This window comes from Paenibacillus sp. CH40 (assembly GCF_024213605.1).
GTDB classification, from domain to species: domain Bacteria; phylum Bacillota; class Bacilli; order Paenibacillales; family Paenibacillaceae; genus Paenibacillus; species Paenibacillus polymyxa_B.
In genome coordinates this window covers 461,834-488,512 of the sequence record NZ_JANAVQ010000003.1, presented here as the reverse complement: position 1 = coordinate 488,512, position 26,679 = coordinate 461,834, and the positions used below count along the sequence as shown (strand labels likewise).

Below are 26,679 nucleotides of genomic sequence, written 5' to 3'. Positions count from 1 at the left end.
AAGCAGATCCACTCGATCTGCCTCCGGGGTCGTCTTTTTTATTTTGAAACGGAATGTTTAGATACAATAAACGCTTTGCCTGGCTTGATAAAAGCAACAGCATAGCCATTGGAGAAGGAGGAGGATTCCACTCTGTACTCAAGTTTAGTTAGCAGTTGCCCTTGACGATTGATGTAGCCAAATTTGCCGTCTGAGACGGATGATTGTGTTTGTTTACCGACTAAAGCTAAGCCTTCTTTGAACGGAGAAGTAACATCATATTTTTGTTGATATTTAATGACCAGCGTTCCGTTTTTATCAATAAATCCGACTTCGTTTTTTGCATTTTTCACACTCGCCAGGCCTTCACTAAAATCCTGGGCATCCGTAAATTTAAAGGGAATCGCGACTTTTCCCAGTTTATTGATGAATCCCCATTTTCCCTTGGCATTTTGGACTGGAGCCAATCCTTCCGAGAAGTCTCCACCGGATTGATATTGAGGAGGAATAACTTCTTTTCCTGCTGTATTGATATATCCGTATAGCCCTTTGCTATTCTGAACAATAGCCAAGCCATCCGAGAAACCACGACTGTATTTATATTTATAAGGAATTGCTAGTTGACCAGAGGCATTCACAAAACCGATCTTGCCAGTGTTGGGGGCGTAGGCAAGAGCCAGACCGTCCGTAAATATATATTCTGAATCCCCATTTTCTTTAAAATGAGAAATGATTTTTCCCGTTCGATCTATAATTGCATTTTCTTTGGTGTCTGCTATGGTAACCTTGGCTTTTCCTTCGGAAAAGAAATTGGCTTCGGTATATTGGCAAGGGATGACCAGTGTCCCTTTGGTGTTAATGTATCCATAGAGATTGGTTTTTGTATTTTTGACTACGGCTCGTTGCTCATGAAAATCACCAATGGGTTTAAGCTCGGCGGGAAGTGAGAAAGCTTTCTCTCCTTTGGTATTGTAATACACGAGGTTTCCAGCAGATGTTTCAGCAGCCAATAAGCCATCATGAAAAGCACCATCGCTCAGCGGGCGAGCAACGTTGTAATCCAGAGCAGTTTTAGAAACTTCAATGGTTGTTGTGCCGGATGCGGCCCAGCCTGTTCCCATAACGGAGAGGCTAGTAACCAGAATCAATGCAGCTAATCCTAACTTTTTTAACATGCATAAGCTCCTTTGTGAGTTGATTTTTTAACTTCGGGCTTCGGAAAATCTTACCTTCATACGTAAGGTATTCCATAATATAGACGATAAAAATGTAGGAATGTTTCTTGATATTCTAAATTTTTCTAATTTTCATCTCAATAACCAGAGAGGGAGCAAGCTAATCGCTTGCTCCCTCTACACCTGAACCTGCCTTATATCTTTCGGATGCTTAACAGAGAGTTGCCGTTACGCATAAACTCATACGGGACCTTGGCCTCTGTCACCCGTAAGCCTTCTGCCTCCAGCTCAAGAATCAAACGATCTAGCAGATCGTAACGAGTTCCCGTTAAATCGGTCAGAGGAAAAATGCGGACTTCCTCTGAAGCCACTCGCAGCAGTTCGTGTACCGTATTCTTATGAAACTCATAGTCGAGTCGATCACTATACATAAATAGAAAATGGGCAGACAGCACGATATTAAACTGTTCATCTTCAAAGGGAAGCTCCAGCAGTACCGCAGCAACGTAGCGTTCTGGGTGTTTCCTCATATCCTGCGTGCAATCCTGGAGTGCTTGATGGCGCTGCTCGCTAAGCCCTTGCACATCTCCATAACAGCTCCAAACATAATTATCTTTTGCACGTTCTAGCGTTTCCATTGCATGCTCAATATCCAATAGGCCTTTGCGTTTCAGATCATCAATCTTGTGATCGTAGGCGATATCACTTGCGGTGATATCCAGCGAGGCTTTGGTGCCCAGAGCGGTGAAGGAACATGCTCCCGCAGGACAGTCCAAAATCTTTTTGCCTACAAGTTCAGGAATGTGCAAATTGAACATTTGGACGTACTCCTCAAACGTGCGGCCGATGAACACGACCCGGTCTAACTCTTGCTTGGTTTTACTTTGACTCTACTCATCTCTTCTCACCTCAGCTATTCTTTGGCTACGGAGGGGCTATTAAGTTACTCCGTAAGCTCATGTTAACATTTTACAGAACCGAATAACATTTCATTTGGCAGAACCTCTTATAGTGAAAATCGATTACTATTGAGAGATTAAAGATAAGAGATTACGTTCATTTTCAAGAAAAAAAGTGAAGAAACAGTGTCATTTTAAAAAAAGTCTATACATATATATTAAATGTATAGACAAATCAAAAGACTGGATTTATAATTACGCTGTAAACGTTTTCTAGTAGTTAACATCCAATCAGACCTTGAAGGGAAGGAACAATCATGAAGAAAATTTTGCTGGCGTGCAGCTCAGGTATGTCTACAAGTTTGCTGGTTACTAAGATGCAGGATTATGCTAAGTCCATTGGAGACGAGGCTGAAATTTGGGCAGTAGGTCAAGATCAGGCGGCAGAAGACATGGCTAAGGCTGACGCAGTATTGATTGGCCCGCAAATGAGTTTTCTTAAAGGACAGCTGGAAAAGGAAGCAGCCCAATATGGTATTCATGTAGAAGTGATTGACATGATGGCATACGGGATGGTTGACGGTAAGAAAGCCTATGAGCAAGCAGTGAAGCTGGTGGAACGCAAAAATGGATAAAGTCAATATAGCCGAACTGACGGAAGAGCAAATTAGTTTCCAACTTATTCTTCATAGTGGAAGCGCTCGCAGTAAAGTGATTCAGGCGCTGACCGAATACCGAAATGAGAATGTAGAGGGTGCGGACGAACTGCTCAAACAAGCCAAGCAGGATTTACGTGCTGCGCATGATATCCATTTTCAAATGGTTAAGAAGGAAGCGGGAGGTACCCAAACTCCTTTCTCGCTCCTTCTAATGCATGCCGAGGATCATCTGATGTCCACGGTTACCATGAAGGATCTGGTTCTAGAATTGCTGGAGCTGTTCAAATCCAGAAATTTATAACGGAACATGTAAGTTTGTGAAATTTGGGACATGAAAAGCTTGCAACCCTATTGATGCAAGTCACTTCGCGGGGAGGAATAGGCTTTGTTTGAAAAATTAAGCCGGATACTGATACCTATTGCCGGTAAACTGAACAACAACCGCTATCTTACTGTACTGCGTGATGCATTTATGCTGTCATTTCCATTAACTGTTTTTGGCTCCATTATCGTCGTTATTATCAATCTGCCGTTTCTAAAAGGGTGGATGGGCGACGGCAATTATGCGACTTTTAGCAGTCTGTTGAACATTGCGCCTAATGCCACACTGAATATCATGACCTTATTTGTAATCGTCGGGATTGGGTATTATTTATCTCGAAGTTATAAGGTCGAGCCCATATTCGGCGGGATGATTGCGTTGGCCAGTTTCTTGATGCTCACCCCGTTTGTGCTGACACAAGAAAGCGGTGCCACGATTGCTGGTGTCATTCCGGTTGATCGGATCGGTGCCAAAGGCATGTTCCTTGGTATGATCGTCGCTTTTATCGCGGCTGAGATATACCGAAAGGTGACGCAGCGAAATTTTGTCATTAAAATGCCTCCAGGCGTTCCGCCGGCAGTTGCCAAATCGTTTGCCGCTTTGCTTCCGGCATGTATTACATTGGGCATATTTTTGATCATTAATGTTGTAGTTACACTGACCCTTCATAATAACCTGCATGACCTGATTTATCATGCTGTACAGGCACCTCTGGTGCATTTGGGCAGTGGCATTATACCTACATTGATTGCTATTTTCTTTGTTCAGCTTTTATGGTTCTTTGGGCTTCATGGTCAAATTATTATTAACTCGGTTATGGACCCAATCTGGAATACGCTGGCACTTGAAAACTATGAAGCGTACTCCAAAGGAGCAGAACTACCGCATATCATCACCAAGCAGTTTGTGGATATTTACACCGTAGGTATCGGTGGTACAGGTATGACACTGGCTGTCGTGCTTTCGATTCTGATCTTCCTGAAGAGTAAGCAATTGAAGCAGGTCAGTAAGCTGGCCCTTGGACCGGGTCTGTTTAATGTCAACGAACCCGTCATATTCGGTCTGCCGATTGTGATGAATCCGCTTATTTTTGTTCCATGGGTCATTTCTCCAATGATCGTTACGCTGATTACTTACTTTGCTATGACAACCGGGATTGTGCCGCCGCCAAACGGAATACAGGTTCCTTGGACGATGCCGTTGTTCTTTAGTGGAATGATGGCTACAGGCTCCCTGATGGGTGGCGTGCTGCAGTTGTTTAATATGGCTGTCGTCTTTGTCATCTGGTTCCCGTTCCTGAAAATTATTGATCGGATGAACGTTCGTAAAGAGCAGGAAGAGGAGCTTAGCCAAGCAGCCATTGCAGGTAAGGATCAAACTGTTGGAATGTAATGTGAATAAGCTGCTAGATTAGCAGTTTATTCACTGCAAAAGAGAGAGGAGTAGAGCTGTGAATCATACCGAAATGAAAGATATAGAGCAGCAAACCATTCAATACCATTTTCCATCCGACTTCTGGTGGGGTTCCTCAGCTTCGGCTACCCAAACAGAAGGAACCGTGGAGGGAGACGGCAAAGGACCGAACATTTGGGATTATTGGTTTGAGCAGGAGCCGAACCGTTTCTATGATGGGGTTGGCCCTGTCGATACGTCCCGTTTCTATACCCGTTACAAAGAGGATATTGCACTCATGAAAGAGCTTGGCCACAACTCTTTCCGGTTCTCTATTTCCTGGTCACGCCTGTTTCCGGCAGGGAAAGGTGCAATAAACCAGCAGGCAGTTCAATTCTATACTTCCGTCATTGAGGAGTTGCATCAGGCGGGTATTGAGCCGTTTGTGAATCTGTATCATTTTGATTTGCCGATGGCTTTACAGGAAAATGGAGGCTGGGTGAACCGGGAGACGGTCGAAGCTTACGTGGATTACGCTAACACTTGTTTTGAGCTATTCGGGGATCGTGTAGCCAAATGGTTTACGCATAACGAGCCGATTGTCCCGGTGGAAGGCGGCTATCTATACGATTTCCACTATCCGAATGAAGTGGATTTCGGTAAAGCCGTACAGGTGGGATATCATACCCTGTTATCGAGCGCGAGTGTCATTAAGGCTTACAGAGAGGGCGGTTATAAGGGCCAAATCGGAATTATTTTGAACCTGACGCCGACTTATCCGCGTAGTCAGCATCCGGCAGACGTGCAGGCTGCTGAAATATGCGACGCGTTCTTTAACCGTTCCTTTTTAGACCCATCTGTGACGGGAGAATTCAATCCTTTGCTCGTGGAGCTGTTACGCCAAGAGGGATATGTACCAAGCATGGAAGACGGAGATCGGGAGATTATACGCCAGGGCACTGTGGACCTGCTGGGTATTAACTATTATCAGCCGCGCAGAGTCAAGGCTCGTGAAAGTCTGCCGAACCCGGATGCTCCTTTTGTGCCGGAACGTTTCTTCGATTATTACGTCATGCCTGGTCGCAAGATGAATGAGATGCGGGGCTGGGAGATTTATGAGAAAGGCATTTACGACATCCTGACCAATGTCAGAGAAAATTATGGCAACATTGAATGCTTCATTTCAGAAAACGGAATGGGCGTTCAAGGTGAAGAAAAGTTCAGAGATGAACAGGGCATGATCCGCGATGACTATCGCATTGATTTTATCCGTGAGCATCTCAAATGGGTCCAACGAGCGATCTCAGAAGGCTCCAATGTAAAGGGCTATCACTTATGGACGTTTATGGACAACTGGTCCTGGACGAATGCTTATAAGAATCGCTATGGTTTTGTGTCTGTCGATCTTCAGAACGGTGGCAAGAGATCCGTTAAACAGAGTGGGCACTGGTTCAAACAGGTGATCGAGAATAACGGATTCTAAGGTGGTCCTCTGGACCGCCTTTTTTTCTTCATCATCATCATAGAACTGTGCTGTACGCCGCTGGTGAGAAAGTATAATGTTCGGTATACTTACTTATACCGTGATACCTTAACGTCCCGCCTGCAGAACAAAAAGAACCAGCGCTACCGATGTTTTGGTAAAATGCTGACATAAAATAATTTTTAGTACAGGTGGTAGACAGATGAACAAATACGAGCGGATTGCACAAGAGGTCAAAGAGCGGATTATGAATAAGACCTATAGCAGTGATGATCCGATTCCCGATGAGATCTCACTGGCAAAAGAGTTTCGTGTAAGTCGGATGACGATTAAGCGGGCATTGGACACATTGGTGATGGACGGGTTGCTAAATCGTAAAAGAGGACATGGAACCTTTATCGTCAAATCGGTTCACAATGGCCCTGTTAACGTTGTCGTAAATGAAATGCTGGGGTTAACCAACGTACTGCGCGGGAAAGAAATCAAAAATAAAATCGTCGCCTTTGACGTTCAATTTCCATCCGAAGAGGTTGCGACCCATCTATTCATTGATGCCAATTCTCCTGTATACCATGTGATCCGTCTGCGTGTCGTGGAGGGTGAGCCCTATGTTATCGAGCGCACATACATGCCTACGAAGCTGATCAGCGGTATCACAGAGGAGGTGCTGTATGGCTCGGTGTACAAACACATTAAGGAGGAGTTGGGACTTAATATTGTCGGTTCACACCGTACCATCCGGGCATCCAAGTCGACGGAACTGGATCGGGAGCATTTGGACTGTGCAGCGGATGATCCAATCTTGGAAATTGAGCAGGTGGGTTATCTGGATACAGGTATACCATTTGAATACTCGTTCTCGCGGCATCGGTACGATAAATTTGTGTTTACCACAGTGAATCGGATGCGTTGAGCGAGTGAGTACCAAACGGATAGTAAAACAAACATGGCAGAAGAAGCCTATCTTATGTGGGTGCTCTCCTGCCATGTTCTTTTTAATGAAGCAAGTTAATTGCCAAGCAATCTTACTTCATGCACCGTCGGAGTATACCAGTTGTTCGGATTATTGAATAGCACTGCATTTACAAGGTTGATTCGCACGTAGCGAGCTTGAAAATTGACTTTGTCACTGGTAAAACCATACGTGGTATTACCTGTGCGGTCAATCGTGGAGTAGTTAACTCCATCCCTGCTGTATTCAATTTTATATTTGTAATACGCTTCAGATCCTTTGTACATAAACCATGAAATATCCACTTCGCTGATGGTCTTGGTACTGCCCAAATCGACCTGCCACCAAGCGGGCCAGGATGCGGAAGCAGCTTTCCACGAGGTTTGGGCGTTGCCATCGTTCGCCAGTGAAGCTGGAGAACTGGATGCGGCTGAGCTCGCAGTCGCTGTTTTGCCCTGTGCGTGATTCACAAAGGACGGTAGGATTACTGTGCCTGTCGCAGCATCCAGATCCCAGCTACTGTACCAGTTCAGGGTTGCTGTTTTGTTGGAGTCATTCAGAGTTAGTGGCAACCAGATGAATTTGTGGTCGCTCAGATTGAGCGGATTCCAGCGGTCGCCCATATAGATGTAGCTGGTTCCTGAGCTACCCGTAATTGTGGCGATGGAATGGATTTGCGAGCCGTAAGCTGCCGGGTCACCGAAGGGCGACAGAGCAGACCAGCTCCCAGTCATGGAACTGGCGGTTGCGTAAGCGCCCTGATTCGGATACCAGCCGGATGCCTGCGAGGTGAACAGGTAGTAGGTATTGTTCTTTTTCACAACAGCAGGAGCTTCGCGATAGCCATTTTCAAAAATCCAGCCAACGAACGACTGTACGCCTGTATAATCGGCTGTCAGCTTGAAGATCGCCATCGTATCATTGGCGCCGCCATTTTTACGGGAAGCTGTAATAAGGTAGCCGCTACCGTCAGTATCCGTGAACACCGTCATATCACGAGACTCGTAATTCAGCGGGCGGAAGCTGCCTTGGTAGGCAAAATTTCCGTCGGGTGTATCGCTGGTAGCGACGGCTACACGACCGAGTGAGTAGTCCGTGCCATTTTCATAGTGCGCCCATAGTACATATTTTCCGGTGGTTTTGTTGTAGATGACTTTGGGACGCTCGATTTTGCTCGAATTCAGCTCAGGGGCGGAATCTTTGGTGAGAATACTGCTGCGGAAGGACCAATTTTTCAAATCGGTTGAGGTATATACGTTCACTTTTTCAAATTTCCAGTTTTCGGCGTGCTCGCCGTACCAATAATAAGTAGAACCTACTTTTAGAATATTACCGCTGTTCGCCTGAATCGGGTTACCTGCGGTGTCTTTCCAATCCGTTCCGTTCGTAATGGCTGTGCTTGCTGTTGCGCTCAGGGATAGTTCGGCATTGGCGACGTCCAAGCCATTCAGCGCTTGGTTCACCTCGGTCCCGTAGGTTGCTTGCGTAACGCCTGTTGTATTGGCATGTGCTGTATCGGGTTGAAGACCCGCACTGGCCACTGCGAATAGGATACAAATCCATGCGGCTAACCATTTGCTGCTGTTGATCCACTTCACGATATCATCTGCCTCCTTTAACACGGATAGGATGGGTCGGAATGGCTTGTCCGGCACCTCATCTTCGATTCTATCCTAATTGTAAGCGTTTACAAGTGGAATAAATTGAAGTCTTTAGCTTGTTGAAACTGTTGTTAGGAGAAAGGACGAATCTGATCACTACATACAAAAAGGGTATATAGATATTTGAAACTTTGGGGAAAGCTCGTCAGTTATGTGGGAAGTGTTTGTAATTGTGCGTTTTGTCATTGACACGTTCACATTATTTCAAATTTAAAGTGACTGGAATCACATAAACGGTTACTTTATGTGGGTATACTTGCTTTAAATTGAGGGTTACAAATGGGTGCTAATGTTGAACACCCTTTGTTGATCTTATTTTGGAGAGAAGAGGGATACAAAGATGCTAAGTGAGCAAACCATTGCAACGATCAAATCGACTGTACCTGTTTTGGAGGTACACGGAACTACAATCACCAAGCGTTTTTACCAGATGATGTTTGAGGCCCATCCCGAGCTTCTCAATATATTCAATCACGCAAATCAGAAGCAAGGACGTCAACAGGGAGCGCTGGCCAATGCTGTATATGCGGCTGCACAGCACATTGACCGCCTGGAGGAAATTCTTCCGGTGGTACGCCAGATTGCACATAAGCATCGCAGTTTGGGAATTAAGCCCGAGCATTATCCTATCGTCGGAAAATATCTGCTCGCTGCGATCAAGGACGTACTGGGGGATGCTGCTACAGACGAGATCATTACCGCATGGGCCGAAGCCTACGGTGTGATCGCTAACGTATTTATAGACATGGAAGCTGAAATGTACAAGGAGGCTGGACAGCAGCAGGGAGGCTGGTCAGACTTTAAGAGCTTTGTTGTGCAGAAAAAGGTTAAGGAAAGCGACCAAATTACGTCCTTTTATTTGGTGCCGCAGGATGGGCAGGTGTTGCCTGAATTCGAGCCTGGGCAATATATCAGCTTAAAGATGGAAATTCCGGGCGAACACAATACCCACATTCGTCAATACAGTCTTTCGGATGCACCGGGCCAATCTCACTACCGGATATCTGTAAAGCGTGAGGATGCTGTAGAGTCCCGCCCGGCAGGTAAAGTATCCGTGTATCTGCATGAGCAGGTGCAAGAGGGCGATGTGCTTCAAGTATCTGCACCGGCGGGTGATTTTACGCTGGATCGGACAGATCGCAGACCTGTCGTGCTGATCAGCGGAGGGGTCGGGCTAACCCCGATGGTTAGTATGCTGGCTTTCTTGGTGAAATCTGCTCCGCATCGGCCTATCACTTTTGTCCACGCAGCAGTCAATGGGGATAACCATGCTTTGCGTAATGAGGTAGAAAAGCTGGTCGCCACACATGCACAGGCTGCAGTTCGCTGGTGTTACAGCAGACCAACGGAGCAGGATCGGTTGGCACAGGCTTTCCACAAGGAAGGCCGTTTGGATCTGGCCTGGTTACAATCCGTGATACCGGATCGGAACGCCCAATATTATTTTTGCGGCCCTGAGGGATTCATGCAATCGGTATACGGCCTGTTGAAGGAGTGGAATATCCCTACTTCGGATATCCACTATGAATTCTTTGGTCCTGCCAGCGCATGGGAAGCAGAAGCACAATGACACAATGAAACATCAAAAAAGACGAAGGATAAATATCCTTCGTCTTTTTTGCGATGATTACAATCGAAAATCCTGCTCATTGGGTACTACTTTTCAAAATGCGCTCCTGTTTTCATAACAAGGGAGTACGCAAAAATTCCATACCTCGCGGCATATATGGGCGTAAAGCCTCCGGAATACGGATCGAACCGTCCTCTTGCTGGTGATGCTCCAGCAACGGAATCAGAATCCGGGGTGAAGCGACCGCTGTGTTGTTGAGCGTGTAACAATATTTCAATTTGCCGTCCGCATTGCGGTACCGGATGTTGGAACGGCGTGCCTGGAAATCAAGCAACTGGGACGACGAATGTGTCTCGCCGTAAGCTTGGCGGCTGGGCATCCATGTCTCGATGTCCACCTGCTTGTAGGTTTTTTGTGCCATGTCGCCTGTACAGACAGCCATCTTGCGATAAGGCAGCTCCAGCTGTTGAAGCAAGTCTTCCGCATTGCGCGTAATTTCTTGAAACATCTGTTCCGAAGCGTCCAGGCTGGCTTCGCAGATGACGACCTGCTCAACCTTGGCAAACTGGTGGACACGATACAGTCCGTGCACATCCCTTCCGGCCGAGCCGACCTCATTGCGGAAGCATACGGACACGGCAGCCAGTCGAATCGGGTCGGTAACATCCACGATCTCACCGCTGTAATACGAGACCAGTGGCACTTCCGAAGTGCCTACAAGCCACTGATCCTCTCCTGTAATGCGGTACGTCTGATCCAGTCCGAGCGGGAAGAAACCAGTGCTGCGCATCGCCTCTGCACGTACCATCAGTGGGACGTCCAACAAATGGAATCCGCGTGCAGTCAGTAAATCCACCGCAAGCTGCTGCACAGCCCGATGCAATGCAACCCCTGCTCCCGTCAGATAGTAGTTACGGGTACCGGCTGTTTTGACACCCCGAGGGACGTCGATAAGCTTGTGAAGCTCACCGAGCGCCATATGATCCTTTGGTTCAAATTCGAAGTTCGGACCCGACCCGACCCGCTCCAGTTCCACATTATCCTCATCCGATCTCCCCCGTGGTGTATCTGGCGATACGATATTAGGCATCAGAAGCAAGAGCTGTTGAAACTGTTCCTCTACTTCCTGTTGCGGGGTTTCCAGAAGATCTAGCCGTCCGTTAATTTCTTTGACCTGCCGCTTCGCCCCTTCTGCCTGTTCACTCTGGCCGGCATAGATTAGCGCGCCAATATCCTGACTACACTGATTACGCTTCTGTCGAAGCTGTTCCACTTCCTGAAGTAGCTGTTTTCTCTGATCATCCAGGGTCAACAGCTCCGCGACCGATACCTGTATTCCTTTGCCGTCTGCTGCCGTCTGAACTTGCTCTTGATGCTCTCTGATCCATTTGATATCCAACATGACACCGCACTCCTTTTCGGATAAAAATACAAAAAGCGCCCTCATCCACATGGGACGAGGAGCGCTTTGATCTCGCGGTGCCACCCAAATTGACCGGACAGCATGACTGATGTCATGACTCTCCAATCCACTTTGCTCCGCTGTAACGGGCGGGTCCGGTTTACTTAGGTACATATCGCCATATCCTACGCTAACGTATGGTCCTTGGCGTAAACGCCTCCGAGTTGGATGCTCTTCACAGGCATAATATCGTTTGCTTTTTTGTTAGTATACGGATTTTCGGCAGGGTAATCAAGGGCATGAGTCTGCACATTGGATTAATTCCTTTTTTCATTGTGATCTTTCCAATAAAAATAAATACACAGCGTAGACTCTGCAACACATCCATGCGGATTTCATGTTTGCGAAGGGGAAAGGTAGGCTTTATTTCATATGTATATCCATTCTACTTCATCTGCGATCATGAAACTGGAAGAATATATAAGTAAAAGCCCCAATTTAACGTCCAAAATGGGCTATAGTCTCTATAATGACTTTTTAATTTCATGTAAAATGTAATGATTACCAAAATGGACAGCGATGGAGGAGAACATGGAGGACTTTAAAGATCGTTTACATACGATCCGCCAAGAACAGAACAAGCTGCTCAAGGAGTATCAAACATTAATCGCGGACTATGAAGCCTCAGATATTATTTTGGAGAATGAGGTTCTGCGAAAAAAGTTCGAGGATTATCAGGCTCGCTGCATTCACTTGGAAGAGCGAGTACGACATATTGAGCAGGAAAATGGAAAGCTGCGCACTGCGCTGACGGAGCAAATGCTGAGTGAAAAGGCGAATATGATTCGCATTTCACGTGAAAAGCTGGAGACCTATTTTGCTTCTAGAACCGCAGAAGGGAAAAATCGGCTGACATCCTTTGAATATGGGGCTAAAAACCGGGTGGACCAGCTTATTCAGCAAACTACGCATGAGCTTAAAGAAGATCAGGACGAGATCGTCGCCAGATTACGACTGTTCTCAGAGGAGATTCGTGACCGGATCATGGAACAACGCGAGCGGTTTCAGGAGGCCGAGCGCCAATTGCTTCATCAGACGGCAAGCGAGTTTCAGCAACTCGGAGAAGAAGAGATCAGCGAAGAAACGATGCAGAAGCGCATGAAGCAAAATCAGTTTGAAATGAAGCTAGGCTTGAACTGGATCAACAAGCTGGGGATTTTGCTCATTATATTGGGTGTGGGAGCCGCTTTTAAATACTCATACTCGAACTGGTTCACAGGAAATATGAAGGGCGTGGCCTTCTTTCTGTTAGGAGCGCTGATGCTAGGAGGCGGCGAATGGCTGTACCGCAAGCAGAAGCAGACCTTTGCGCTCGGTATTTTGGGCGGCGGTATTTCTGTACTGTACGGATCGATTTTTTACAGCTACTTTTTGTTAGAAATCATAGGAATGTATACAGGCATAGGCTTGTCCGTACTCGTTACGGTGACCGCTGTGCTACTGTCATTAAGGTATGAATCCCGAACGATATGCTCTTTCGGTTTAGTAGGGGGGTATCTTCCGCTCTTTTCTTATATGGCAGCCAACGGGCTGGAAGGGAACGCCGTGTATATCGCCATGGGCTATTTGTTCCTGTTAAACCTGCTGATTCTGCTTGTATCCTTCCGCAAACGGTGGGTCGTCGTGCAATATATCAGCTTTCTGCTTAATACGCCCTTGATGATTGTGCTGGCGTGGTTATCGGAAAGCACCGTAGCGAGCATGCTGTATGCAGTCATTACATTTGCGATGTACCTCGGGATGACGCTGTGGGTGCCGTTCCGTTTAAAAACAAAACTGTCATGGCTGGATTTCTCCCTATTGGCTCTGAATACAGTTGTGAGCTGTTCCGTTCTGTATTCTCTATTCGGCGATGCAGGCCTGGATGATTATAAAGGCTTGCTGGCTCTGGTCTTTTGCTTGGTGTACGGAGGTCTGGGACAATGGGTCCGTCGATATATTCCAGAGGAGAAACAAACCAAAATATTATTTTATGCGACTTCGTTGACCTTTGCCATCCTCATGATTCCGTTCCAGTTTGGAGTTAGATGGTTATCTATGGGGTGGTTGATCGAAGCAGTTCTTCTTACATTATATGGACACCGTTACCGGTTGAAGGAATTGGAACGAGCTGGCTGGGGCATTTTATTACTGTGTCTGGGCGCATTCTTTTTCGTCGATTTCCCTATATATCTGTTGTCAGGATTTGAGACAGACTATTTTGGACTCAAATATACGCTCATTACACTGGGAATGTTGATCGTTACCGTCTTCTATGCGATTGAATTTAGCCGTCCGAATGCTTTCAAAAACAATCGATTGTACGAAATGCATATCATGCAAGGATTTAAATATGTAGCTTTGGTGAACGTATATTTCTACCTTTTGTATGAAGCAGGGCATTGGTATAACATCGTCTTATCCGACGAGTTTGCTCATTACACCTTGTACAAAGTATTGTCGTATGCCTGCGTATCGCTGGTGTTGGCTTATTTCCTGCCTAAGGTGAGGTTGCTGTATGATCGGGTGATTAAATACTACAGCTTGGCGTTGTACGTCATAGGCTACGCGCTGGCACTGGTGGTCACCGTAACGATTCCGACCTTGCATGAAAATTATGCGCAAAATACGGCTGCTGATTATGTGGCATTGGTGGTACTCGCAGCCTTTAATGTGTTGGTATTTTTCAGCAGCAGGGATTTCCTGAATGCACTGATGACCCGACATTATAGAAGTAATGAGTTGTATCCGGTCATTATGGGTGTATATTTGCTGGGCATCATAACGGCCTTTCTCGGAGTTCAGTTCCGTCTGGGGGATGCTGGTCTTGTTTTCAGTCTGGTGTATTTGCTGCTGGCCATTTTGTATATTGTATACGGCTTCCTCAAGCGAGTGGTCTACATTCGCAGATTTGGATTGGGCTTGACCTTGCTGTCGACAGGTAAGCTGCTGTTGTATGATCTACATCTGTTAACGACAGGAAGTACGATTGTAGCCTACTTCTCTTTTGGTGTTGTACTGTTGGCGATTTCGTATATTTATCAAAAAGTATCTAATCGCATGGGAGAGACCATAATAAAGAAGGATGTTGAAGAAAATATGTAGTTTTCTGTTGTATTTTGTAGATACCGAACATTATGAAAATAAATCCGGTAATAGTGAAAAATTATGCATGACCTTACATCCTACTTACGCTATAATGAGTAAAAATTATTTATGTACGCATGCTCATGTTTATGCGTAAGTAGAGAGAATGAGGGGGATATAATGAATTTGAGCAAGGGGCAGAATAGCCTGTCTGATAAAAATGAACGCTTCTCGTCTGCTGGATTTATATTGGCGGCGATCGGGAGTGCGGCAGGACTAGGTAACATATGGAAATTTCCGTATATTACAGGACAATATGGCGGAGCTGCATTTTTCTTATTGTTTATTGTCTGCCTGTTGCTTGTTGGTTTGCCTGTACTTTTAGCAGAGCTTGCGCTTGGTCGTGCAGGTCGAGGAAGTGCTGCTTCTGCAATGGTAAAAGTAGGCGGTCATCCGATTTGGGGCAAGATGAGCATCATGTTTGTTATCGTGCCGTTTGTTATCTTGTCGTTCTATGCCATTGTAGGAGGTTGGACACTGCATTATGCCGTTGAGGCATTTAGCGGAAATCTGTTTTCGAATAATGATTTTGCTGGACAGTTCGCTTCCTTTTCCTCCGGCTATGCGCCGTTGGTTTGGCTGTTAGTTGTTTTTGCATTTACAGCAGTCGTGGTTACTCTTGGGGTATCGAACGGGATTGAAAAGTTCAATAAAATTTTGATTCCTGCCAAGGTCATCCTGTTGCTTGTGTTGATGATTAACGCTCTTATGCTGCCAGGCTCTGGTGCGGGCGTATCCTTCTTTCTGAATCCCGACTTCTCTAAGCTAAGTATAGAGTCTGCATTGGTTGCTTTGGGACATGCCTTCTTCTCACTCTCACTGGGGATGGGAATTATGATCACGTACGGTGCGTACGTAGATCGCCGTCAATCGCTGGGTGGAGCCATGCTGGCCGTTGGTGGCGGAGATTTAATCTATGCGTTTATCGCAGGTATGATTATTTTCCCTACAACCTTCTCTTTCGGAATTAATCCGGCTCAAGGACCATCGCTGGTTTTCATTGCTTTACCGGCTGCTTTCTCGGCAATGCCTTTTGGTGCATTCTTCGGCGGTTTGTTCTTCGTACTGCTGGCGGTTGCTGCATTAGGTTCTATGGTATCCTTGCTGGAAGTTCCAGTAGCCTATGTCATGGAGCGTATGCGTTGGAGCCGGGTTCGCTCCGTTCTCGTCGTATCGGTCCTGTGCTTGATGCTGGGCGTCCCTTCTGCATTGTCCATGGGGCTGGTGCCGGAACTAAAAGTAGGGGATAAATCATTCTTTGATTTCGTAGACTTTACCGCATCCAATATCTTCTTACCGTTAGGCGGTTTGTTGATTGTTATATTCACAGGTTATTACTGGAAGACTGCGGCTGAGCATGCGAACATCAAACCCTTCTGGTTCAACGTATGGTTATTCGGTCTTCGGTATGTTGCACCGATCCTGATGTTGTTGGTCTTCCTTCATACCTCAGGTATCATCAAATTTTAAGAGAATAGAATACTAATAAAAAGGCATTTTCTTCCTAAGGGAAGAGATGCCTTTTTTTGTATATCTATCAGTGGTTACCTAACTGTGGAAAGGAATGATATAATAAAAACATTGTCATTAATTTTAACTTCATTGAAATCATTACGATTATGAAGTTTTATATAATGAATGAAAAGGCTACAGGGCATCGCAGACGATGTGCAGGAGAGGGAAAGGGCAGAAGAGCATTGAAACAGACAGGGAGCTTGAATTTGCAAGAAGGACGGCGGCTGAAATGAAGTCTAATCGGTTGTCGTCACAACGTCGTTATATGCCAGGTTTGGATGGTTTAAGAGCGCTGGCGGTCATCGCAGTCATTGTGTATCATCTGAATCCGGATTGGTTGCCGGGTGGTTTGTTGGGTGTAGGCGTGTTTTTTACTTTGTCGGGGTATCTGATTACAGATATTTTGGTGAGTCAGTGGGATACATATCATAGTTTTAAAATGAAAGATTTCTGGTTGCGTCGTGCCAGAAGGTTGCTGCCTGCCATGTTGACGGTTGTGGCTGTCATTGTCCTGTGCTCGTTGCTTTTCGATCCGTCACGGCTAACGGCCTTGCGCGGAGATGTACCTGCCGCATTGGTGTATATGAGCAATTGGTGGTTTATTTTCCATCAGGTTTCGTATTTTGAAAGTTTCGGCCCACCTTCTCCGCTTGGGCATCTGTGGTCGCTGGCGGTGGAGGAGCAGTTTTATATCCTGTGGCCCTTACTGCTGGCGCTCGGGCTAAAATTCATGCCCAAGCGTATTGTGCTCGCAGGCTGGGTAACTTGTCTGGCATTAATATCTGCGCTCCTGATGGCCGTGATTTACGTACCGGGAAGCGACCCGAGCCGGGTGTATTACGGCACGGATACGCGTGGATTTGCTTTACTAATTGGTGCGGCACTGGCCTTGGTGTGGCCAAGCGGCAAGCTGAAAGAGCAAGCTTCTGCTAAGGCGCGTATGCTTCTGGACAGCATCGGTGCAATAAGCTTGCTGTTGCTTTGCCACTGGGCGTGGGCCTCGAATGAATATGACCCATCTCTGTACCGGGGCGGCCTGCTGGGCATAGCTTTAGTCACTGCTATTGTGGTCGCAGCATTGGCACATCCGGTAAGCCACCTTGGTCGTCTGCTTGGAATCAAGCCGCTACGTTGGATTGGAGCCCGTTCCTACGGACTGTATCTGTGGCATGTTCCGGTTATCACGCTAACGACGCCTCAGGTAGATACCGATGGCGTACATGTGCTGCGCATCATTTTACAATTGCTAGCTACCGTATTGCTGGCGTCTCTCTCGTTTAAATATATCGAGGAGCCGATCCGCCATGGAGGATTCCGCCACTGGATCACAGGAATCCGTTCTGCGGTTCGTAGACAGGCGCGGTGGAGATGGATGCCTACAACTACAGCGGCTGTGCTGTTTGTAGGTATTCTCGTGGGTACCGTCCACCTGTACGTGGCTTCTCCTGATGCAACTATTCAGGCGGCATCAAGCGATGAGAATCCAGTCGCAAAGGCAAAGGCGATGCCGCCGCTTCACGGAACGGTATCCGTGGCTTCCAAGGAGCCCCAAGCCATCAAGCTGCAAGGGTCCGAGGGCAGCAAGGCGCAGACCCCAGTCCCGTCTCAAACCCAGACGCCTAAGAATACGGCGGTCCAGGCTGGTACTACGGACGATGTTACGAAACCGTCGGAACCTTCGGACAAACCCAAAGAAGCTACGCCTATGACAGGTGATGGCTCGAGTGTTACCGCCATTGGAGACTCTGTCATGTTGGATGTACAGTCGTACATTCAGGAATCCTTCCCGGGAGCTGTTGTAGATGGGCGGATCGGCCGTCAGATGGCGGAGGCGCCTGCCGTACTGGAGCAGCTAAGACAGAACGGACAGTTGGGTAAGACGGTTATTATTGAGCTGGGCACGAACGGCGCTTTCACCAAGGACCAGTTATCCGATCTGTTGGCCAGCCTGAAGGATGCGAAGCGTATTATACTTGTGAATACCCGTGTGCCTCGGCCATGGGAGAGTATTGTGAACAAGCATCTTGCCGAAGCAGCGTCCCAGGACCCGCGAATTACAATGATTGACTGGTATGGAGCCAGCTCTGGTAAAAATTCATATTTCGAGCATGACGGAGTACATTTAAAACCTAAAGGTGCTAAAGCTTATGCGTCCTTGTTGGCTCAGGCCCTAACGAAGCAATCGTAATAAACTGCAATGATACTCATAAATTATGTAAATGCAAGACAAGAAAGCCACCGGGAGTAGGTTGTCCTCTGGTTGAAGCACATCCCTAAATTTTCATCGGCTAAACCTAAGGGTTTTTCCAATGTCTATTCTAAGGTGTGTACACCAACCCTGATCCGGTGGTTTTTCTTATTTTAGTATGGAGGTACATAAGCTAATGGAAAAGGGCTATTCACATAGTAGGACAATGGAGCACCGCTTGAAGAGGAACAGAAAAAGACTCATTTGGATTGCTATTTTATTATTTGTGGCAGGTTGTATTACTTTCATTGCAATAAAGGTCTCAGATAACAAAACACATGCGCCAACACAGGAGCTTGCTAAAAAAACAGATTCCGTATCCAAGGACTCATCAAAAGGTAAAGCGGTCTCTCCAAAAAGCGACCCCGAAGTAGAAGATGGTGCCTTTGTCGAAAAATATTTAAAGCAGCAAATGCTAGGGCAGATGCCCGATGGAGCCGATGGTAAAAAAGTGGCCTACTTATCCTTTGATGATGGTCCATCCGTGACGGTAACACCTAAAATATTGGACATTCTGAAAAAACAGAAGGTCAAGGCGACCTTTTTTATCGTAGGAAAAGAAGCCGATGAAAATGAACATACCAGGAACATTATCAAAAGAATTGTTAAAGAGGGTCATGCGATAGGAAACCACACGTACTCTCATAATTATAAGTATTTATATCCTAACAGGCGGGTAAGCACGGACCATGTTATGCAGGATATTGAGAGGAACAATAAGGTGTTAAAAAGTATTCTGGGGCCAGAATTCACCACAAGAATGATCCGGTTTCCTGGGGGCCACATGACATGGAATAGAAGAGATCCACAGGGGATGGCTGCTTTGGATAAAGTCTTACTTCAAAAGGACTATCATCAGGTAGATTGGAATGTATTAACGAAGGATGCAGAGGGAGCATCGAAGAAAGCCCCCGGACTAATCAACCAATTTATGAGGTCAGTGAAAGGTCGAGAAAAAGCCATCATACTCATGCATGACACCTATGGTAAAGAAGAAACTGCAAAAGCTTTGCCGCAAATTATAGAATATCTAAAAAAACAGGGATATGAGTTTAAGGTTATGAAGTAAGATACGTTTATATAACAAAAAGGACGGGGCTGATGGCCACCGTCCTTTTTGCTAATAAGGTATATCGTTCGCGTGTTTTAGATGCGCTCTGCTTCACCCATCGCCTGAATGAAAGCACCGATACCTTTGGGGTCGTTGGTTATAATCGGCTCGCTGATATAGTAAGCGAAGGTACCATCCCGACGATCTTTACCACCCAAACCGCTTACTTGCACTGTTTTGTTCAGATTCACGAGTCCTTCTTCAGTGATCGTGATAAATTCATCGATAATTCCCTTACGGATGATTTCGACCTCTTGACGATATTGCTCTGGCAGATAGCCTTTGCGAACGCCCTTGGCAATAGCATAGAGAATCATGCAGGAAGCAGAGGCCTCCAGATAGTTGCCTTTCACATGGCCCAGGTTGAGCACTTGATAAAAGACTCCACTTTCTTTATCACGCACTTTCAGCAGGGCTTCCAGTGTTTCCGTCAGCATATCGATCAGGACGGGACGGTCTGCATGATCCTCTGGAATATAGTCCAGCACGTCAACGAGCGCCATAACGAACCAACCCATTGAGCGTCCCCAGAAATTTTTAGAGCAGCCTGTTTCCGGGTTGCACCAATGCTGCTCACCCTTCTCATCCCAAGCATGGTAGAGCAGACCTGTTTCAGGATCACGCGTATGTTCGTAGCAGAGCTTGAATTGCAGGGTCACATCGTCAAACTCTGATGGATCTCCGAATTCGCGGATGAATTCAGCATAGAACGGGGCACCCATGTACAAGCCGTCGAGCCAAATTTGATACGGATAAATTTGCTTATGCCAGAATGCGCCCTCGCTTGTGCGTGGGTGTTTTTCCAGTTGACTGCGTAATTGGTAGGCTGCCTTTTTGTATCGTTCATCTCCTGTGGCACGATACAGCGAGAAGAGCAGCTTGCCGTTATTCACGTGGTCAATATTGTACTCATCTACTTTATAGCGCTGAATTACGCCATTTTCGTCAACAAAATGGTCCATATGTTTTTTTATAAATTCCATGTACTTGGGGTCGCCTGTCAGTTCGCCAACCCATTCCAGACCTCTGTAAATGACACCGTGGTCATATTCCCATTTTTCATAAAATTCCGGGCTACGTTGCAGAACGGAATCGCTCATACGTACAGCCCAAGAATCTGTTTTTGTAGGACTGGTGGTTGGTTGTGATGTTGGATTTGCCATGATACAGTCACCTCTTTAGTAAATGTTTAATCTGTAATTGTTATTGTTGTTACATAGATGGAGTGTGTGTCTTAGGGTCAACGGGTTTGTTCTTGAAGCCCACGTTATTGTTACCCCAGCACCGATCGTAACTGAAGCCTGTCAGTTCCTCGAATACCTTCCGGGCTTCCGGTTTGGCTGATTTCATGGAGCCACCGTTTTTGAGGCGGTCAATTTCGGCGATTAGCTTCTTGTGGCTGTCAATATCCAGCTTCATCACGACAGAAGCAATCATACCGATGATCGCGAGAACGATAGTACCAACCACAAGTACATAAAAGATGGCGTGCTGAGCAGCGACGGGCTGACTATCAGCCCCGGATACAAAGCCAAAATGCTGTAACACCCAGCCGAGAATGAAGACGACAACGGCCCGCACCATTTTTCCGGCAAAAGTCATCATACCTGCATAAATACCTTCCCGGCGACGGCCGGTCAACGCTTCATCCACATCGGCAAGGAACGTGTATTGATTCCAAGGGATGTAGTAGACGCCCCCAGTACCAAGCCCCATGAACAGGGTGATGACATATAGCCATACCATCGTATTCGAGGCTCCCGTTATATAGAGCAGGCCATAACCTGCTACGCTAAAGCAAACGACAACGAGTGCGGCGATGAAAGGCATACGGAACCCTTTACGCACGCAGAATTGGATGAAGAAATAGGTAGAAATCAATTGAATGACAGAGTTAAAGCTGTTCAAATTGGATACCATCTCCGAGCTTTGGAACAAGGAGAAGACAATAAAGTACGTAAAAGCAGAAGTAAACAGCCACTCAGCTGAAAAGCCGCCCAGGTACATCCCGAGATGATGACGGAACGTCTTGACTCGGAAGGTAGAGGAAATATCGACAAACAACTTTTTCATCGAATCTATAAAGGAAAGCGGAGCTTCACCTTCCAGTTCCTTTTGCAGTTCCTCACTTGGACGTTCCCAGGAGTTTTTGTACAAGAATGCCATCGCAATCAGCAGAATAGCTGCAAAAACGAGACCGGTATAAAAGAAAGGCAATGGAGAGTCTTTGCCATACTCGGCAATAAAGCGACCAGGGATAAAAGCGGCAGCGAAATTGGCAATTTTGCCAAACATGGCCTTCCATCCAGTCAATCTGGAGCGTGCGCCGAAGTCCCGTGTCATCTCTGACGCTAGTGCTTCATACGGCACCATGACAGAGGTATACACCAGTTCAAACAGCACGTACGTACTCAGGTAATACCAGAAGCCCAACCCATCTACCCAAAGCATCGGATACACGAGCATCAGCGGGATACCCATCATGATGAAAAAGCGTCGTCTGCCGAATTTACGGCCCAAGCGGGTCCGGTGAAAATTATCGCTGATAAAGCCCATGACCGGATTGCTGACTGCATCTATGATGCTGGCAACAGAGAAAATGGCCGCGGCCTGAACGGGAGACAGTCCGCAAAAGGTTGTATAAAAGTACATTAACCATGCACCGCTAATAGCAAGTGCGCCACTTCCCAGCATGTTACCGCTTCCATAGGCGAGTGTATGTTTCAGTGTGATTCTTCGTTCCATGATCTGTTCACCTCATATTTTGTCTGGTTATGAGGACAATCACCGGTCGCTATATTATGCAAAATTGTCTAAGTTGGTAGATGGGCCAGGGCGTCCTGATTAGGCGGGGCTTTTAACGTGCCCCTATATTTTTTCCGCTCGGAGTACCCGAGCCGATCAGATCGCTTCCTTTGGCCAGCTTAAGGAAATCACCTAGCTGGATGGAACCGTCTGCACTTCGAGTGATAGAAGGCGTGAGGCTAACAAAGTCGTCTGCACTGACTACCAGACCTTTGGCATTCGTCGATTTCTTGTTTTTCCACCAAACGCTAGAGTCGTCCTGATCTGTACCGCTTGTTTTATCACTTGCTGTTCCTTCAAAAGAAAGATTGTTAATGAACACGTGATCACCCTTGTCAAAAGCAAAATTACTTTGTCCATTGTCCCACGAAGTATTATTGGTCAACGTAATGCTGCCGGGGTTGCTATTGTAGGTGAAGCCGTGCTTTTTGTTCTGGAAAGCAATACTGTTTTTCACAATATGGTTGACTTTGATTTTGTCTCCACCCAGCTTAAAGCCATTGCCGTCGCTGTTCGCGGTAGACGTTCCATCTGCGGTCTGCCCGTTGTGGTGGGCCACACTGTTCAAAATGGTTACTTCGCCGATAGGACCCGTTTCGGTTTTGCTATACAAATCCCAGCCATCGTCTACGTTGTACGCAGCCAAGCAGTTATCAAACACATTGCCTGATCCCACAGTCAATTTGGCAGCGAAGCCATCGGCATCCTCACCATTATCGGGATCAGCGTTATCGTGAGAGTAAGAATTCAAAATCAAATTGTTCGAAGGCCACTCACTAGTGGAAGCGTTAGGGGAGTAACGTCCAAGCTGAAGTCCAGTATCCCGGTTGTGGTGAGTTTCCACGTTTTCGATTCGGTTATTGCTGCCGCCGATATAGATACCATTATCTCCGGCACCCTTGACTTCAAGGCCCTTTACCAGCCAAAAGTCTCCGTTAAGCTGAAGTCCACGATTCGCTGAACCAAAGGCTTGAGCAGAGAAATCAAGTATCGGCTTTTCACTACCGTAAGCGACCAACCCTTTGAGTGAGCCGTTATTGCCGCTATTTTCACGCTGAATTGTAATCGTTGAGGAGTAGGTGTAGTTACCACCGCGCAGGTAGATGGTTTTACCAGGAGCAATTTGTGTAAGTGCTGCTTCGAGCGTGGTAGGACTGGATATTGTACCCGGATTGGACACGTTACCATTTGGCGCCACATATAAATCTCCTGCCGCTAACGTTGTGGAGACGGTGGTTGAGTCGGTTGTACTAACTGCCTCTTCTGTGAGTGCGGAAGAAGGGATGTCGTTGGATAACGTATCTGCGTAAGCGGTTCCAATAAGGCAAGAAGAAGCAAAAACAAAAGAAACACCGAGTCTTAGAGCGTTAAAGCCGGTTTTTGGACGATCATTTCGTTTAAACATGTAATTTCCTCCTTATTTGAGCTCATATTTTAAAAGAAGATAGCATCTATAAAAGTGACTCATGCTGTCTTTCCACTAAAAACAGGACACCTCCTGGGGGAATAGATTGATCTACCATTAGTCCAAAACGCTCTAAGAAGTATATGCACAGTGTAATATATGTTAACGTTTGCATCAACAGTTTTTTACTGTTTTTTTGATATTGTGAAAAAAAGTTCACACTTTTGTTTCAACTAAAAATGTAGTTTTGCCAGACTGGGAAAATTTGATTATACTTAAACATTATACATATAATAGGAATGAAAACTGTGGGAAAGGGTGGGTTTAGCGCATGGAGAGTGGAAATCATTTGACGGATTCAACTGTCGAACAATTGCAGGAAAAGCAGCCACGAGTGAAAAATGAGATGATCGATTGGCTTAAGGCCATTATTGTAGCCATTGTGCTCGTGTTCATTATACGTTGGCTATTATTTGCGCCATTTATTGTTGAGGGAGCGTCCATGGAACCGAATTTCAAGACAGATGAACGAGTGGTCGTGAACAAGGTGATTTACGATTTTCGTGATCCCAAGCCGAGTGAGGTTGTTGTATTCCATGTGAGAAAGGAACAAAGAGACTTTATTAAGCGTGTTATTGGAGTGGCTGGAGATACGATTCAGTATCAAGGCGACAATCTTTATGTGAACGGTAAGAAAGTAGAGGAGTCATACATTCAGGGAGCTATTCAGGATGCGCACGCCAAGGGAGAACTATATAACAATGTTGATTTTCCAAATGGAACCATAACCGATTCCAAGGTACCTGAGGGGTATATTTTTGTGATGGGCGACCACCGCAATAATAGTAGGGATAGTCGTGCTATTGGCTTTGTCTCTATTAAAGATATTGTTGGCCGTGCGGATGTGATTTTTTGGCCGGTGGATAGCGCACAATGGGTTAAGCATAAATAATATAAGAGCGCCTAAGAGGGGGGGGATTCCTCACTTAAGGCGCTAGGCCAATTTAAGGCTTAGCATGTGTACCATGGACAAGCCTGTTTAGGCCTGAACAGGTTGAAACCAAGAGGACTTGCGCGAACAACACGCAAGTCCTCTTTTTTTGCATCTGGCTTCGATTCCTTGACTCAGCCTTTGACGGCTCCAGCGACGACGCCTTTAACAATGTATTTTTGCAGAAAAATAAATACGATGATCGAAGGCAGAACAGCCATTACCATCGCGGTCATGGCGTATTGCCAGTCTGACGTATACTGTCCGACAAAGGTGTAGGCGGCCAGCGTCAGCGTTTTGGTGCTGGGTGAGCCATTGACCATGAGTAACGGAAGCAGAAAATCGTTCCAAATCCACATCACGTCGATAATGACAATGGTGGCGGTGACTGATTTCAGCAAGGGAAAAATCACGGAAAAGAAAAGCCGGAAGCCCGAGGCCCCATCGATTTTGGCGCTTTCATCAATCTCAGCCGGAATACCTTTCACGAAGCCGTGATAGATAAACACTGCCAGCGGTGCGCCGAAGCCCCAATACAGCAAGCCAAGTCCCCAAGTGCTATCTGCCAGATTTAAGTCTTTCGCCAGTCGCAAGACAGTGAGCATGATGGACTGAAATGGGATCAGCATCGGCATAATGCACAGCATGTAAATCACGGAGCTCCATTTGCTTTTGGTTCTTGCCAGCTTGTAGGCCGCGATGGAAGATATCAGTACGATACCTGCCAGTCCGACGACGGTGATAATGGTGTTATTCAGAAATAGGCGCGGATAGTCAATGAATTTCCATACATATACGTAGTTATCCAGCGAAAGCTGCTTGGGCAGCGCAATAACGTCGGTCATGACCTCAGCGAAACTTTTGAACGAATTGTTAATGGCGAGAAACAGCGGGTACAAAAATAACAATGATAATACAATCATGCCCGCTTCTAGCAAAATACGTCCCGTACGGCTGCGTTGCATCAGGCTTCAACCTCCCTGCGTTTGAAAATAGACAATTGAATAATCGTAATGATCAGGACTGCAACGAATAAAATCAATGCTTTGGCTGTTCCGTAGCCATACAGATTGTTCTGGAACGTGTCCCGGTAAATATCATACGCAATGCTGTATGTTGTACCACCTGGCCCACCGCCGGTCAGAGATAAAATGACGTCAAACACTTTGATCGAGTTGGTCAGTGCCATGAAGACTGAGATCGTAATGGAAGGTGCGAGCATCGGTAGAATAATACTGAAAAATCTCCGAATCGGCCCCGCGCCATCGACAATGGCAGCTTCTTTTAAATCCTCTGGCACAGATTGCAAGCCTGCAATATAAATGACCATGTAAAAGCCAATGGATTGCCAGATCGATACCGCCAAAATGGAAATAAACGCGAGCCCTTCCTCACCCAGCCAGCTTAGCTGGAAGATGCCCCAGCCTGTACTGTGTCCCAGTGACTCAAAGCCTTGCATGAAGATGAATTTCCATATAAAGCCGACAATCACGAGACTGAGGATATACGGGATAAAGAAAGCCGCCCGCAGCCAAGCCGAGCTTTTCAGCTTCATATCGAGAACGAGCGCCAGCAAAATGGCCAGCACATTCACCAATACAATGTACAGAATGGCGTACTTGACGGTAAACCAGGCTGCATGTGCAAAATTGGCGTCCCCAAGCAGGATTTGCTTGAAGTTATCCAGACCTACAAATTTCGGATGTTTGGATATGCCGTTCCACTTGGTCAGGGAATAGCGTATCGTCATCAAAAACGGAATATAAAATGCAATCGTAATGCACAGGATTACGGGCAGTGTGAATAAACCGAACTCCAGTTTACTGCCCTTGTCGCCCCAAGTTCCCCTTTTTTTCAGCATAACGCACCTCTTTTTCTCAACATTTTCCGCTCTTTCGCTCCAAGCTGTTTAAGATATAATGAA

General features: G+C 46.3%; 20 protein-coding genes. 11 read left to right on the top strand and 9 right to left on the bottom strand.

Features of this window, described 5'->3' with window-relative positions; all coding sequences use genetic code 11:
- Positions 1-38: 38 nt before the first annotated feature.
- Together NLX73_RS12160 and NLX73_RS12155 are read right to left on the bottom strand one after the other, a co-directional pair.
- Positions 39-1,154, bottom strand: coding sequence for a WG repeat-containing protein (locus tag NLX73_RS12160; RefSeq protein ID WP_254326275.1), 1,116 nt, complete (start codon positions 1,152-1,154; stop codon positions 39-41).
- A 194-nt stretch (positions 1,155-1,348) separates the two neighbouring features.
- Entirely contained in the window at positions 1,349-1,972 is a 624-nt protein-coding gene (locus tag NLX73_RS12155; protein WP_254326274.1) for a class I SAM-dependent methyltransferase, read from the bottom strand.
- 398 nt (positions 1,973-2,370) lie between these two features.
- Here NLX73_RS12155 and NLX73_RS12150 point away from each other — a divergent pair, with 398 nt between their 5' ends.
- The 5 genes from NLX73_RS12150 to NLX73_RS12130 all read left to right on the top strand — a co-directional run bounded on the left by NLX73_RS12150 (position 2,371) and on the right by NLX73_RS12130 (position 6,822).
- On the top strand, positions 2,371-2,688 hold the full coding sequence (locus tag NLX73_RS12150) for a PTS sugar transporter subunit IIB (RefSeq protein WP_013312603.1): 318 nt from the start codon (positions 2,371-2,373) through the stop codon (positions 2,686-2,688).
- A complete protein-coding gene (locus NLX73_RS12145; protein ID WP_013312602.1) occupies positions 2,681-3,013 on the top strand; it encodes a PTS sugar transporter subunit IIA in 333 nt (110 codons plus the stop codon). The genes NLX73_RS12150 and NLX73_RS12145 overlap by 8 nt, the downstream gene beginning before the upstream one ends.
- 84 nt (positions 3,014-3,097) lie before the next feature.
- Positions 3,098-4,426, top strand: coding sequence for a PTS cellobiose transporter subunit IIC (gene celB / locus NLX73_RS12140; protein ID WP_023990964.1), 1,329 nt, complete (start codon positions 3,098-3,100; stop codon positions 4,424-4,426).
- A 73-nt stretch (positions 4,427-4,499) separates the two neighbouring features.
- Complete coding sequence (locus NLX73_RS12135) at positions 4,500-5,909, top strand: glycoside hydrolase family 1 protein (RefSeq protein ID WP_254326388.1); 1,410 nt, start codon at positions 4,500-4,502, stop codon at positions 5,907-5,909.
- Between the two features lie 202 nt (positions 5,910-6,111).
- Positions 6,112-6,822, top strand: coding sequence for a GntR family transcriptional regulator (locus tag NLX73_RS12130; protein ID WP_023990962.1), 711 nt, complete (start codon positions 6,112-6,114; stop codon positions 6,820-6,822).
- A 95-nt stretch (positions 6,823-6,917) separates the two neighbouring features.
- Here the strand turns inward: NLX73_RS12130 and NLX73_RS12125 are convergent, their stop codons facing one another.
- A complete protein-coding gene (locus NLX73_RS12125; RefSeq protein ID WP_254326273.1) occupies positions 6,918-8,459 on the bottom strand; it encodes a family 43 glycosylhydrolase in 1,542 nt (513 codons plus the stop codon).
- A gap of 403 nt (positions 8,460-8,862) precedes the next feature.
- Here NLX73_RS12125 and hmpA point away from each other — a divergent pair, with 403 nt between their 5' ends.
- Positions 8,863-10,092: an NO-inducible flavohemoprotein gene (gene hmpA, locus NLX73_RS12120; RefSeq protein WP_254326272.1), complete on the top strand. Its 1,230-nt coding sequence runs from the start codon at positions 8,863-8,865 to the stop codon at positions 10,090-10,092.
- A 112-nt stretch (positions 10,093-10,204) separates the two neighbouring features.
- Here hmpA and serS read toward each other — a convergent pair whose 3' ends face one another.
- Positions 10,205-11,494, bottom strand: coding sequence for a serine--tRNA ligase (gene serS / locus NLX73_RS12115; protein WP_254326387.1), 1,290 nt, complete (start codon positions 11,492-11,494; stop codon positions 10,205-10,207).
- Between the two features lie 591 nt (positions 11,495-12,085).
- Between serS and NLX73_RS12110 the strand changes: the two genes are divergently transcribed.
- The 4 genes from NLX73_RS12110 (at position 12,086) to NLX73_RS12095 (ending at position 19,512) form a co-directional block, all read left to right on the top strand.
- Positions 12,086-14,638 (top strand): DUF2339 domain-containing protein, encoded by a 2,553-nt coding sequence (locus NLX73_RS12110; protein WP_254326271.1) that lies wholly within the window; start codon positions 12,086-12,088, stop codon positions 14,636-14,638.
- A 162-nt stretch (positions 14,639-14,800) separates the two neighbouring features.
- Positions 14,801-16,150, top strand: coding sequence for a sodium-dependent transporter (locus NLX73_RS12105; protein WP_061829525.1), 1,350 nt, complete (start codon positions 14,801-14,803; stop codon positions 16,148-16,150).
- A 274-nt stretch (positions 16,151-16,424) separates the two neighbouring features.
- Positions 16,425-18,383, top strand: coding sequence for an acyltransferase family protein (locus tag NLX73_RS12100; RefSeq protein WP_254326270.1), 1,959 nt, complete (start codon positions 16,425-16,427; stop codon positions 18,381-18,383).
- 196 nt (positions 18,384-18,579) lie between these two features.
- Positions 18,580-19,512 (top strand): polysaccharide deacetylase family protein, encoded by a 933-nt coding sequence (locus NLX73_RS12095; RefSeq protein WP_250266952.1) that lies wholly within the window; start codon positions 18,580-18,582, stop codon positions 19,510-19,512.
- Positions 19,513-19,589: 77 nt separating this feature from the next.
- On the opposite strand, the gene NLX73_RS12090 is transcribed toward NLX73_RS12095, so the two are convergent.
- The 3 genes from NLX73_RS12090 to NLX73_RS12080 form a co-directional block, all read right to left on the bottom strand.
- Positions 19,590-20,717: a glycoside hydrolase family 88/105 protein gene (locus tag NLX73_RS12090; RefSeq protein ID WP_254326269.1), complete on the bottom strand. Its 1,128-nt coding sequence runs from the start codon at positions 20,715-20,717 to the stop codon at positions 19,590-19,592.
- 49 nt (positions 20,718-20,766) lie between these two features.
- Entirely contained in the window at positions 20,767-22,299 is a 1,533-nt protein-coding gene (locus NLX73_RS12085) for an MFS transporter (RefSeq protein WP_254326268.1), read from the bottom strand.
- Between the two features lie 112 nt (positions 22,300-22,411).
- Complete coding sequence (locus tag NLX73_RS12080; protein WP_254326267.1) at positions 22,412-23,764, bottom strand: right-handed parallel beta-helix repeat-containing protein; 1,353 nt, start codon at positions 23,762-23,764, stop codon at positions 22,412-22,414.
- Positions 23,765-24,095: 331 nt separating this feature from the next.
- Here NLX73_RS12080 and lepB point away from each other — a divergent pair, with 331 nt between their 5' ends.
- Positions 24,096-24,716: a signal peptidase I gene (gene lepB / locus NLX73_RS12075; protein ID WP_250260108.1), complete on the top strand. Its 621-nt coding sequence runs from the start codon at positions 24,096-24,098 to the stop codon at positions 24,714-24,716.
- Positions 24,717-24,889: 173 nt separating this feature from the next.
- Here the strand turns inward: lepB and NLX73_RS12070 are convergent, their stop codons facing one another.
- Both NLX73_RS12070 and NLX73_RS12065 read right to left on the bottom strand, forming a co-directional pair.
- The gene (locus NLX73_RS12070; protein ID WP_013312583.1) at positions 24,890-25,720 is read right to left on the bottom strand and encodes a carbohydrate ABC transporter permease; all 831 of its coding nucleotides are present in this window, start codon (positions 25,718-25,720) and stop codon (positions 24,890-24,892) included.
- Positions 25,720-26,616, bottom strand: coding sequence for a carbohydrate ABC transporter permease (locus NLX73_RS12065; RefSeq protein ID WP_134904268.1), 897 nt, complete (start codon positions 26,614-26,616; stop codon positions 25,720-25,722). Before NLX73_RS12065 ends, NLX73_RS12070 begins: the two co-directional genes overlap by 1 nt.
- Between the last annotated feature and the right edge of the window lie 63 nt (positions 26,617-26,679).

What these genes read in the sequence shown, in the direction of transcription:
- NLX73_RS12150 (WP_013312603.1), top strand. Translation starts at nt 2,371, where the DNA reads ATGAAGAAAATTTTGCTGGCGTGCAGCTCAGGTATGTCTACAAGTTTG.
- serS (WP_254326387.1), bottom strand. Translation starts at nt 11,494, where the DNA reads ATGTTGGATATCAAATGGATCAGAGAGCATCAAGAGCAAGTTCAGACG.
- hmpA (WP_254326272.1), top strand. Translation starts at nt 8,863, where the DNA reads ATGCTAAGTGAGCAAACCATTGCAACGATCAAATCGACTGTACCTGTT.
- NLX73_RS12105 (WP_061829525.1), top strand. Translation starts at nt 14,801, where the DNA reads ATGAATTTGAGCAAGGGGCAGAATAGCCTGTCTGATAAAAATGAACGC.
- NLX73_RS12155 (WP_254326274.1), bottom strand. Translation starts at nt 1,972, where the DNA reads ATGTTCAATTTGCACATTCCTGAACTTGTAGGCAAAAAGATTTTGGAC.
- NLX73_RS12100 (WP_254326270.1), top strand. Translation starts at nt 16,425, where the DNA reads ATGAAGTCTAATCGGTTGTCGTCACAACGTCGTTATATGCCAGGTTTG.
- NLX73_RS12080 (WP_254326267.1), bottom strand. Translation starts at nt 23,764, where the DNA reads ATGTTTAAACGAAATGATCGTCCAAAAACCGGCTTTAACGCTCTAAGA.
- NLX73_RS12160 (WP_254326275.1), bottom strand. Translation starts at nt 1,154, where the DNA reads ATGTTAAAAAAGTTAGGATTAGCTGCATTGATTCTGGTTACTAGCCTC.
- NLX73_RS12145 (WP_013312602.1), top strand. Translation starts at nt 2,681, where the DNA reads ATGGATAAAGTCAATATAGCCGAACTGACGGAAGAGCAAATTAGTTTC.
- NLX73_RS12070 (WP_013312583.1), bottom strand. Translation starts at nt 25,720, where the DNA reads ATGCAACGCAGCCGTACGGGACGTATTTTGCTAGAAGCGGGCATGATT.
- NLX73_RS12090 (WP_254326269.1), bottom strand. Translation starts at nt 20,717, where the DNA reads ATGGCAAATCCAACATCACAACCAACCACCAGTCCTACAAAAACAGAT.
- NLX73_RS12130 (WP_023990962.1), top strand. Translation starts at nt 6,112, where the DNA reads ATGAACAAATACGAGCGGATTGCACAAGAGGTCAAAGAGCGGATTATG.
- NLX73_RS12085 (WP_254326268.1), bottom strand. Translation starts at nt 22,299, where the DNA reads ATGGAACGAAGAATCACACTGAAACATACACTCGCCTATGGAAGCGGT.
- NLX73_RS12065 (WP_134904268.1), bottom strand. Translation starts at nt 26,616, where the DNA reads ATGCTGAAAAAAAGGGGAACTTGGGGCGACAAGGGCAGTAAACTGGAG.
- NLX73_RS12095 (WP_250266952.1), top strand. Translation starts at nt 18,580, where the DNA reads ATGGAAAAGGGCTATTCACATAGTAGGACAATGGAGCACCGCTTGAAG.
- lepB (WP_250260108.1), top strand. Translation starts at nt 24,096, where the DNA reads ATGGAGAGTGGAAATCATTTGACGGATTCAACTGTCGAACAATTGCAG.
- NLX73_RS12110 (WP_254326271.1), top strand. Translation starts at nt 12,086, where the DNA reads ATGGAGGACTTTAAAGATCGTTTACATACGATCCGCCAAGAACAGAAC.
- NLX73_RS12135 (WP_254326388.1), top strand. Translation starts at nt 4,500, where the DNA reads ATGAAAGATATAGAGCAGCAAACCATTCAATACCATTTTCCATCCGAC.